At 71.6% G+C, this 8,223-nt stretch carries 6 protein-coding genes; 1 reads left to right on the top strand and 5 read right to left on the bottom strand.

Annotation, left to right across the window (positions count from 1 at the left end; genetic code table 11):
• The 5 genes from ACVNF4_RS28835 to ACVNF4_RS28815 form a co-directional block, all read right to left on the bottom strand.
• The coding region (locus tag ACVNF4_RS28835) for a hydrolase (protein WP_461805817.1) at window positions 1-1,257 on the bottom strand (1,257 nt) is incomplete at its 3' end.
• A gap of 298 nt (window positions 1,258-1,555) precedes the next feature.
• A complete protein-coding gene (locus ACVNF4_RS28830; protein ID WP_461805816.1) occupies window positions 1,556-1,933 on the bottom strand; it encodes a toxin Doc in 378 nt (125 codons plus the stop codon).
• Window positions 1,930-2,181 (bottom strand): hypothetical protein, encoded by a 252-nt coding sequence (locus tag ACVNF4_RS28825; protein WP_461805815.1) that lies wholly within the window; start codon window positions 2,179-2,181, stop codon window positions 1,930-1,932. Before ACVNF4_RS28825 ends, ACVNF4_RS28830 begins: the two co-directional genes overlap by 4 nt.
• A 112-nt stretch (window positions 2,182-2,293) precedes the next feature.
• Window positions 2,294-4,534 carry a glycoside hydrolase family 9 protein gene (locus ACVNF4_RS28820; protein WP_461805814.1) on the bottom strand — a complete coding sequence of 747 codons (2,241 nt, stop codon included), beginning with the start codon at window positions 4,532-4,534 and terminating at the stop codon, window positions 2,294-2,296.
• 174 nt (window positions 4,535-4,708) lie between these two features.
• Window positions 4,709-7,783, bottom strand: a complete 3,075-nt coding sequence (locus ACVNF4_RS28815; protein WP_461805813.1) for a glycoside hydrolase family 2 TIM barrel-domain containing protein — start codon at window positions 7,781-7,783, stop codon at window positions 4,709-4,711.
• A gap of 181 nt (window positions 7,784-7,964) precedes the next feature.
• Between ACVNF4_RS28815 and ACVNF4_RS28810 the strand changes: the two genes are divergently transcribed.
• Window positions 7,965-8,223: hypothetical protein (locus ACVNF4_RS28810; RefSeq protein WP_461805812.1), on the top strand; the 259-nt coding region annotated here is incomplete at its 3' end.

Here is an 8,223-nt window from a genome sequence, read left to right as displayed (position 1 = left end):
CCGGGCCCCCCGCGCACCCCGGCTCCCCCGCACCTTCGCCCGCCCGGCGGCCCGGCGTGAGCGGGGGCGGTCGTCGTCGGGAGACGGTTCCGCCGAGGGTGCTTCGAGGGGAGACACGTCGGGATCGGGAAAAGCACCGGCCCCGCCGGAATCACCGCCCGCCAAACTCCCCGCACCCCAGGCGGCACCGGCGACGGGCCGTCCCACCCCGCCGAACCCCGCGTCCTCCACGCCAGGCCGGCCGTACCTCTCCCCGACCTCTTGAGCACGCCGCCCAGGCACACCGAAAGCCCCCGCGTCGACGGCCGAACCCCCCTCGGCCGCTCCCCCTTCGGCTCCCCGCTTCCCCCGCCGCCCCGGCGCCGGTATCCGGTCGAGCAGCCTCCCGCGGCCCCCGCCTCCCGGCCGGACCGGTTCCTGCCGCACCCGGTCGGGCCGCGACTCGAAGTACCGCCGGGCCCCCCACCCGAGCACGGCCTCGGCCAGCATGACCCCCAACCGCCCGTCGAACATCCCGAGTTGCTGGGCGGCGGCGCGGCAGTACCGGCAGACGTCGAGGTGCGTACGGACGTCCGGCAGAAGCTCACCGCCACGCCGCAGCGGCACATCGAGGAGCCGGTTGTAGAAGCGGCACTCCTTGGTGGGCGCGAGTTCGCGATGCGCCCGCACGACCCCCTCGCGGAGTTTGTCGCGGGCGTCCTCCAGACCGGCGGCGGCAGCGGACGTGTCGATGCCGAGCAGCGCGGCCGGGACGCTGAGCGGTTCGGCCTCGACCTCGGCGTGCCACAGCAGGCACCGCTCCAGCGCGGGCAGCGCGTGGTAGGCGCGCTCGGCGAGGATCCGGTTCTCCGCGACCAGCCCCTTCGCCACCCGCACCCCGCGTGCTCCGGCAGGTTTGCGCAGCTCGGGCAGGACGGCGGTGACCCGCTCGGCGGACGCCCACACCCGCACGGTCTCCCGGACGGCGAGCAGCAGCCGGGGCCGCAGATCGGTGCCGGACTCGCCCAGCTTGAGCCGGTCGAAGACCTGGTGGAAGGCGGTGCCCGTGACCATGGAGGCGACCTGCCCAAAGCCCGCGAGGCAGATCACCGCGTAGTCGTGGGCGGGCTTCCAGTGCCGGGCGATCAGCAGTGCGGTGGCCTCGGCGACCTCGCCGTCCGTGCCGCCGCGCACCCCTGCCGCGAGCGCGTCGTCGGACTCCCCGGGGTCTCCGCCGGGCGGCGGGTACGGAGGACGCGGAGGGTAGGGGGTGGGCACTGGGCGGGTCCTTTGGTGCGGAACGGTGCGGCCGGCCGGGCCTCGGCGCACGGTAGTTCACCATTACACAATTCAGTGGGCCACAACAAGAAGCGCGAAGCGACGCACCCCGTGTGAACCGCGCGCCCGCAGCGCCCCCGCTCCACACACTTCCCCTGCTCTCCCACGCGCTGTGCACTGGGAGTCGGCCCTCCTCGGGGTCCTCGCGTTGGACTGCGGCTCTCCCGCGCGAGCACGGCCGCCGGTCCGGCCTTCCCGCTTCGGCCGGCGGCCCGGAAGATCTACTGAGAAGCGCACCTCATATCTGCCACGACCGCAGCCGGTCCGCCGCCCTGTACACGTCCGCCTTCCCGTCCATCAAGTCCCGGGCGAGATCCACTAACGCGCCGTACGGCGGGTCGATGCCGGCGCCGCTGACGAACATGTAGGACACGGCCGTCGCGCAGGCGAAGCGGGCGTTGGAGGCGGGCAGCGGCTTGAGGACGGCGAGGGTGTGCAGCAGGGCCGCCGCCCGCCACGCCGGGTCGGAGTCGACGCCGAGGCGGGGCGGGTCGACGCGGTGCCGGGCGACGGCGGCGACGAGCGCGGAGAAGTCGTTCACGGTGGGCTGGTCCGGGAGGACCTCTTCGTGGCGCTGGAGCAGCCACGGGACGTCGATATGGATGACGGACGTCATCGGCCGGCCGACCTGCCCCTCGCCCCGACGGGGGTCTCGTCGTCGGGGAAGGCCGCCGCGAATTCGTCGGCGTGGGCGGCGAAGAACGTCCGGAACGCCGCCGCGCCTTCCTGGAGCGCCCGGTGGCGGGCGATGTCGGCGGCGGCGGCCTCCCGGACGAGCGCCTTCATCGACGTCCCGCGCTCCTTGGCGATCTGCCGCAGGTCTTCCAGCTCGCGTTCACTGAACTCCACATTGAGGGCTGGCATGTGCCTCACGGTACCGCTCGGGTACTGACCCGTAAATATCCCCAGGTCAAGCAGGATACCCAGCGGTACCGGAGGCGTACAGGCGTTCCCTTCTCAGCCCTGGCCGGCGACGTCAGCCCTGGTCGGCGACGAACGACGCCAGCCGGGTCAGGGCCGCGTTCCAGTTGACGGCCGTCTCGTTCGTCGACCACGACTGGATGTCGTCGATGTAGCAGAACTGGCCGACGCAGCCTTGCAGTTTGCTCTGCGCGTACGGGTCCTGGATCGAGGAGTTGGGCCCGCCGGCGAGCGTCCCGGGCGGCGGCGACGGCATCTTCGGGTCGAGCTGGTTGGCGTACCAGCGGCTGTGCTGGTGGTGTGCGTTGGCCTCGCCGTAGCCGGTGACGTAGGACATGTTCAGCGCGTTGCGCCCGAGGAGGTAGTCCATGCTCTGCACGGCCCCGTCCCGGTACTTGGCGGCGCCGGTGATGTCGTACGCGCTCGCGATGACGACGGCGTTGTTGACGATCTGGCTCGCGGAGCCCCAGTCGTACATGTTGTTGTTGGGCGCGTAGGGCATGCCGTACGCCTGTCCGGCGATCGTGGCGAGGTAGCCGTCCGCGCCCTTGACGACGGACTTGCGGACCTTGTCGCGCCCGGGGAGCCGGTTGGGGACGAGGGCGAGGTCGAGGCGTCCGGCGGCGGCCGTGCTGGCCCAGTCGAAGCTGACGGGGCCGAAGAGGTCCGCCGTGTGGTGGGGCGACGCCAGCACGTGGTCCGCGAACTGCTTCTCGCCGGTGGTGAGGTACAGCTCTGCGGCGGCCCAGTAGAAGTCGTCGGTTACGTTGTTGTCGTTGTAGGCCCCGCCGCCCGTGCCGTCGTTCGGGTCGGCGTAGACCGCCGGGTGGGCCTGCGCGGCCGTCCACGCCTTGCGGGCGGCGGTCAGGGCCTTCGCGGCGAACGCCTTGTCGTACGGCTTGTAGAGGCGGGCCGCCTGCGCTGCCGCCGCCGCGAGGTTGAGGGTCGCGGCGGTGGACGGCGGGTGCAGTTCACGCTTCTGCGGGTCGTCGCTCGGCAGCAACGGGAGGCCGGTCCAGTTCTGGTCGTGGATCTTGTGGTGGGCCATCCCGGCGAGGGGCCGGCCGTCCGGGACCTGCATCTTCAGCAGGAAGTCCAGCTCCCAGCGGGCCTCGTCGAGGACGTCGGGGACCTTGTTGCCGCTCTCGGGCAGGGCGAGCTGTCCGTCGCCGAGGCGGGCCGGGGTGCCGGTGCGGGCGTGCAGGGAGCGCTCGTAGGTGCTGAGCACCTCCCACACCGATATGCCGCCGTTCACGACGTACTTGCCGTGGTCCCCGGCGTCGTACCAGCCGCCGCTGACGTCGAGCGAGTAGTCACAGACGCCGGGCTGGCAGGGCACCGACCTGTCGCCCAGGTTGGGTGCGACGCCGACGTGTCCGGCCGCCCTGCCGTAGCCGGGCCGCAGGTCCTCGCGGATCGGGATGCCGCTGCGCTGCGTGTAGTAGTACTTCACGGCGTCCCGGCCGAGCTTCTCGTAGGCGGCCTTGCCGATGTCGAACGGGCGGCTGGTCTCGCCGTCGGCGGTGAGCGTGTAGCCGGTGCCCCGCTTGCGGTAGGCACTGAAGTCCACGGTCTGGACGTTCTGCGCGGAGGACACGTCCACGCCGCGCGGGACGGTCCAGCCGTGCGCGACGGTCTTCCCGGCCGCGTTCTTGAGCTGCCAGGGCAGCCGGGTCGTCGCCTTGGTCACCACGGTCGCGTTCTTCGGCCCGGCGGGCAGGTAGGCGACCTGGTTGACGCGCACACGGGGCCCGGTGTCCGGCTCGTACACCACCGGCGGGACCCCGCCGAGCAACGAGGCGTCGTCCACGCAGAACCGCCAGGGGGTCGCGCTGCCGCCGACCTGGAAGCCGACCTGCGCCTGTGTGGTGTCGACGGGCGAGGTGAAGGTGTAGGAGTACGAGCCGTCGGCCTCGGTCAGGACCGGGCTCGCCTCCTGCCAGGTGTCGTACGGGGAGACGCTCAGCCCGACGATCGCGCGCACGACGTGCCCCTCGGGGACGCCGGACGCCTTGAAGGAGAAGCGGTAGGTCTGGCCCTTGACGAGGGTGATGTCGTTCTGGCCGATCGAGGAGTCCCAGCGGTTGGTGGTGCCGCCGGGGACGTCGGCGCAGAGCCGTCCCTCGGCGGCGACGGGGGTGACGTTGCTGGTCCACCAGGGGGCGGTGCCGTTGTCGAAGCCGCCGTTCTTGACCTGCTCGACCTCGTCGGCTCCGGCGGGGGTGGCGGGCAGCGCGACGAGGGCGCCGCCCAGTAGCGCGGCCAGCGTCAGTGCGGCCGTTCTGCGTCGTTTCACGTCTGGCTCCTCGGGGGTGCGGCTCCGGGCATGGCTGCCCATAGCGCCGCGACCTCTATGGGAGCGCTCCCACGCGCGGCGCACGGTGCCCATGCTTGTTCCCGCCATGACATCCCGTCAACGGTCCGGACAGGACGGCTTCTCACCCGCCCTGTCCGGACCGCCCCGCAGGAGCTACATCTCCAGCCTGCTGACCCTGACGGCACCCCGGGCCTCACCCGGATACGCGCTGGTGAACGTGAGCCGCACCCGGCTCCCCCGCAGCGCCCCGAACGTGACCACCGACGGCGCGTCCGAGGCGGTCGCCCACGCGACGGCCACCCCGCTCGCGGCGGTGTACGCGCGCCCGTCCCACACCGCGACCTCGATCCGGGACGGCAGACTGTGCCCGGCGTCCACGGTGAACGACACCTCGGCCCGGTCGAAGTCCCGCACGCGCCCGTAGTCCACGGCGACCCAGTCCTTCGCCCGCGCCCCCGAGAACGCGGGCAGCAGCGCGGTGGCCGCCTTCAGGAACCCGTTGGACCAGCCGGTCGCCGGATCGCCGTCCAGCATCGCGGCCGGGAGCGTGTCGGGCCGCCCGGAGTAACTGGCGTCGGCGTAGGGGTGGTTCGGCGCCTCGGGGTGCTCGGGCTCGAACGCGGGCGCCGGGGTCGCGGCGGCCGAACGCGCCCAGGTGGTGCGCACGGCGACCGTCCCCGTCCGCAGCCCCTCCCCCGCCGCCGTGACCTTCAGCGTCCCGGCCCCGGTGCCCGCCCGCACGATGGCAAGGGCCTTGCCGTGGAAGGCCGTTCGGGTGCTCGCCTGGTACTTCTCGGCGCTCTCCTGCCGCCCGTTGTCGAGCCCGGCGAGGGAGCCGCCGTCGACGGTGAACGTCAGGAGGTGCTCCGCGCCGGGGACGATCGTGCCGTGCGCGTCGACCACGTCGGCGGTGACGAAGACGAGTGAACGCCCGTCGGCGGGCAGGGAGCCTCGGTCGGCGGTGAGGCGGACGGCGTGCGGGGCGCCGGCCGTGCGCAGGACGTCGGTGGCGACGGTCTTGCCGCCGCGCCGGGCGACCGCCTTCAACTCGCCTTCCCGGAAGGGGACTTTCCAGGTGAGGTGCAGTTTCCCCGCGCTGCCGTTCGGACTTGTGTAACTCCCCGGGTAGGGGCCGTCGGTGAACGTCTTGTCGTCGCCGGTCGCCTCGGTCGTCTCCAGGTAGCCCCGGCCGTCCACGGTCTCCTTCACGTCGAAGGACCGCACGCCGAGCGACTTGCCGTTCAGGAAGAGTTCGACCTCGGGGACGTTCGCGTACGCCCACACCTCGACCGTCTCCCCCGGCTCGTGGTTCCAGCCGGCCGGCAGGAGGTGGACCATGGGCTCGCTCACCCACTGGCTGCGGAACAGGTGGTACATGTCCTTGGGGAAGCCGGCGGTGTCGACCGCGCCGAAGAACGACGCCTTCACCGGGAACACGTCGTACGGCGTGGGTTCGCCGATGTAGTCGATGCCGGACCACAGGAACTGTCCGGCGAACCACTTCCGGTCGCGGTCCTTCTTGTGGCCGTACTCGCCGCTCATCGTCCAGGGGGCGAGGTTGTTGTCGTAGGAGGAGACCGCGCGTCTGCCGGGGGTGTGGTTCTCGCCGGTGTTGAGGTGCTGCGGCTCCTGGTAGGCGCCTCGGGTCGAGGTCTCGGAGGAGGACTCCGACTCGAAGAGGAAGAGGTGCGGGTAGCGGGCGTGCAGGGCGTCCACCGACTTGGCGGTGTTGTAGTTGACGCCGAGGCCGTCGAGTTTGGCGAGGATCAGGTCGGCCGGGGTGCCGGGGGCGGGGACGCTGCGGTGGCGGTGGGAGCCGATGACGACCGGGCGCGTCGTGTCGTGCGCCTTGATACCCGCGACCAGGCGGTCGGCGATGGTGAGGCCCGCCGCGGTGGTGAACTCGGTGATCTCGTTGCCGATCGACCACATCACGACGGCCGGGGAGTTGCGGGCGGCAAGGACCATCTCGGCGAGGTCGCGGTCGGACCACTCGTCGAAGTAACGGCCGTAGTCGTAGCGGGTCTTGGGGGTCTTCCAGCAGTCGAACGCCTCCACGAGCATGACGATCCCGAGCTCTTCGCAGATCCGGATCATCTCGGTGGAGGGCGGGTTGTGGGAGGTGCGCAGGGCGTTGACGCCCATCGACTTCATGATGAGCATCTGCCGCCGGATCGCGTCCGCGCTGACGGCCGCGCCGAGCGCGCCGAGGTCGTGGTGGAGGTCGACGCCTTTCAACTTGGCGTGTCTGCCGTTGAGTTGGAAGCCGTCGTCCGGGTCGAGACGGAAGGTGCGGAAGCCGAAGACCGTGCTGTAGGTGTCCACCAGCTCGCCCGCGACCCGCAGTTCGGTCTCCAGGCGGTAGCGCTTCGGGTCGGTGAAGTCCCAGCGCTTCGGGTCGGGGACGACGACGGAGTGCGCCTCGGTCGCACTGCCGGTGACGGTGAGCGTGGACGAAGTACGGGCGGCCGTGCGACCGTTCGGGCCGACGATCCGGGAGGTGATTTCGACATTCTGCGGGGTGCCGGTGGTGTTGTCGATTGTTGTGCGGATGTCGACGCGCGCTCGGTCGGCGGTGAGGTCCGGGGTGGTGACGTGGGTGCCCCAGCGGGGGACGTGGACGGCGCCGGTGACGGTCAGGCGGGCCTCGCGGTAGATGCCGCTGCCGGAGTACCAGCGGCTGCTGGGGAGGCGGTTGCGGACGCGGACGGCGAGGACGTTCTCCGTGGTGCCGTCGGCGTGCAGGAGGCCGGTCAGGTCGTAGGCGAAGCCGGTGTAGCCGTAGGGGTGGGTGCCGAGTTCGGTGCCGTTGCAGAAGACCGTGGAGTCCATGTAGACGCCGTCGAACTCGACGGAGACGTGCCGCCTCGCGTACTCCTTCGGCACGGTGAAGGAGAGGCGGTACCAGCCGAGGCCGCCGGGGAAGAAGCCGGTGCCGCTGGTGGTGCCGTTCGCGGTGGTGGGGGCCAGTTCGATCGACCAGTCGTGCGGGACGGCGACCTCGCGCCACGCGGAGTCGTCGAAACCGGGGTCCGCCGCGCGGTCGTAGGCGCCCGTGGGGTCGGTGATCCCGCCGGGGTCGGCCAGCGCGAACCGCCAGCCGTCCCGCAGGGGCAGGGCCTGGCGGCCGGTGGTGGGGGCGTGGGCTCGGGCGGCGGTGGACAGCAGCGCTCCGGCGGCGGGGGCGGCGGCGGATGCCAGCAGGACCGATCTGCGTGTGAACGTCATGGCGGCTCTCCCTGGGACAGGGGTCGGGGAAGACAGGCGTCGGGAACCAGAACTACTCACAATTGATCGTCAAACAACAGAATGTGACGCCGACACGCGAGGACCCGTCAAGGGTGGGGGACGCACACCCGCCACCCGCGCATCGCGGCCCTCCCCCGGCAGCGCTTAGGCTGGGGCGGAAGTGGCGGCTGTGTTCACTGCGAGTGTCCGCGATGGAGTGGCGAGAATGAGCCCCGTTTATCCGTTCGACGATGCCGAGACGGCACGGGTGGTCGTCGGGGACGACGGTGCCCTCGTCGAGTGGAACAGCGGCGCCGGAGCGCTGCTCGGCCGACTGCTCCTAGAACTGGTCGAGTCCCGCACTCCGGGGGCTCCTGTACCAGTGTTGTTCACACTGTCGTCGTGGGACCCAGAAGAGCAGGACCTCGAGTCTTACCTGG

Source organism: Streptomyces sp. S6, from assembly GCF_054880855.1.
This window is presented reverse-complemented; position numbering and strand designations above follow the sequence as displayed.

Coding starts and splice junctions, on each gene's coding strand:
- ACVNF4_RS28830 (WP_461805816.1), bottom strand. CDS start 1,933: ATGACGTCCGTCATCCATATCGACGTCCCGTGGCTGCTCCAGCGCCAC.
- ACVNF4_RS28825 (WP_461805815.1), bottom strand. CDS start 2,181: ATGCCAGCCCTCAATGTGGAGTTCAGTGAACGCGAGCTGGAAGACCTG.
- ACVNF4_RS28815 (WP_461805813.1), bottom strand. CDS start 7,783: ATGACGTTCACACGCAGATCGGTCCTGCTGGCATCCGCCGCCGCCCCC.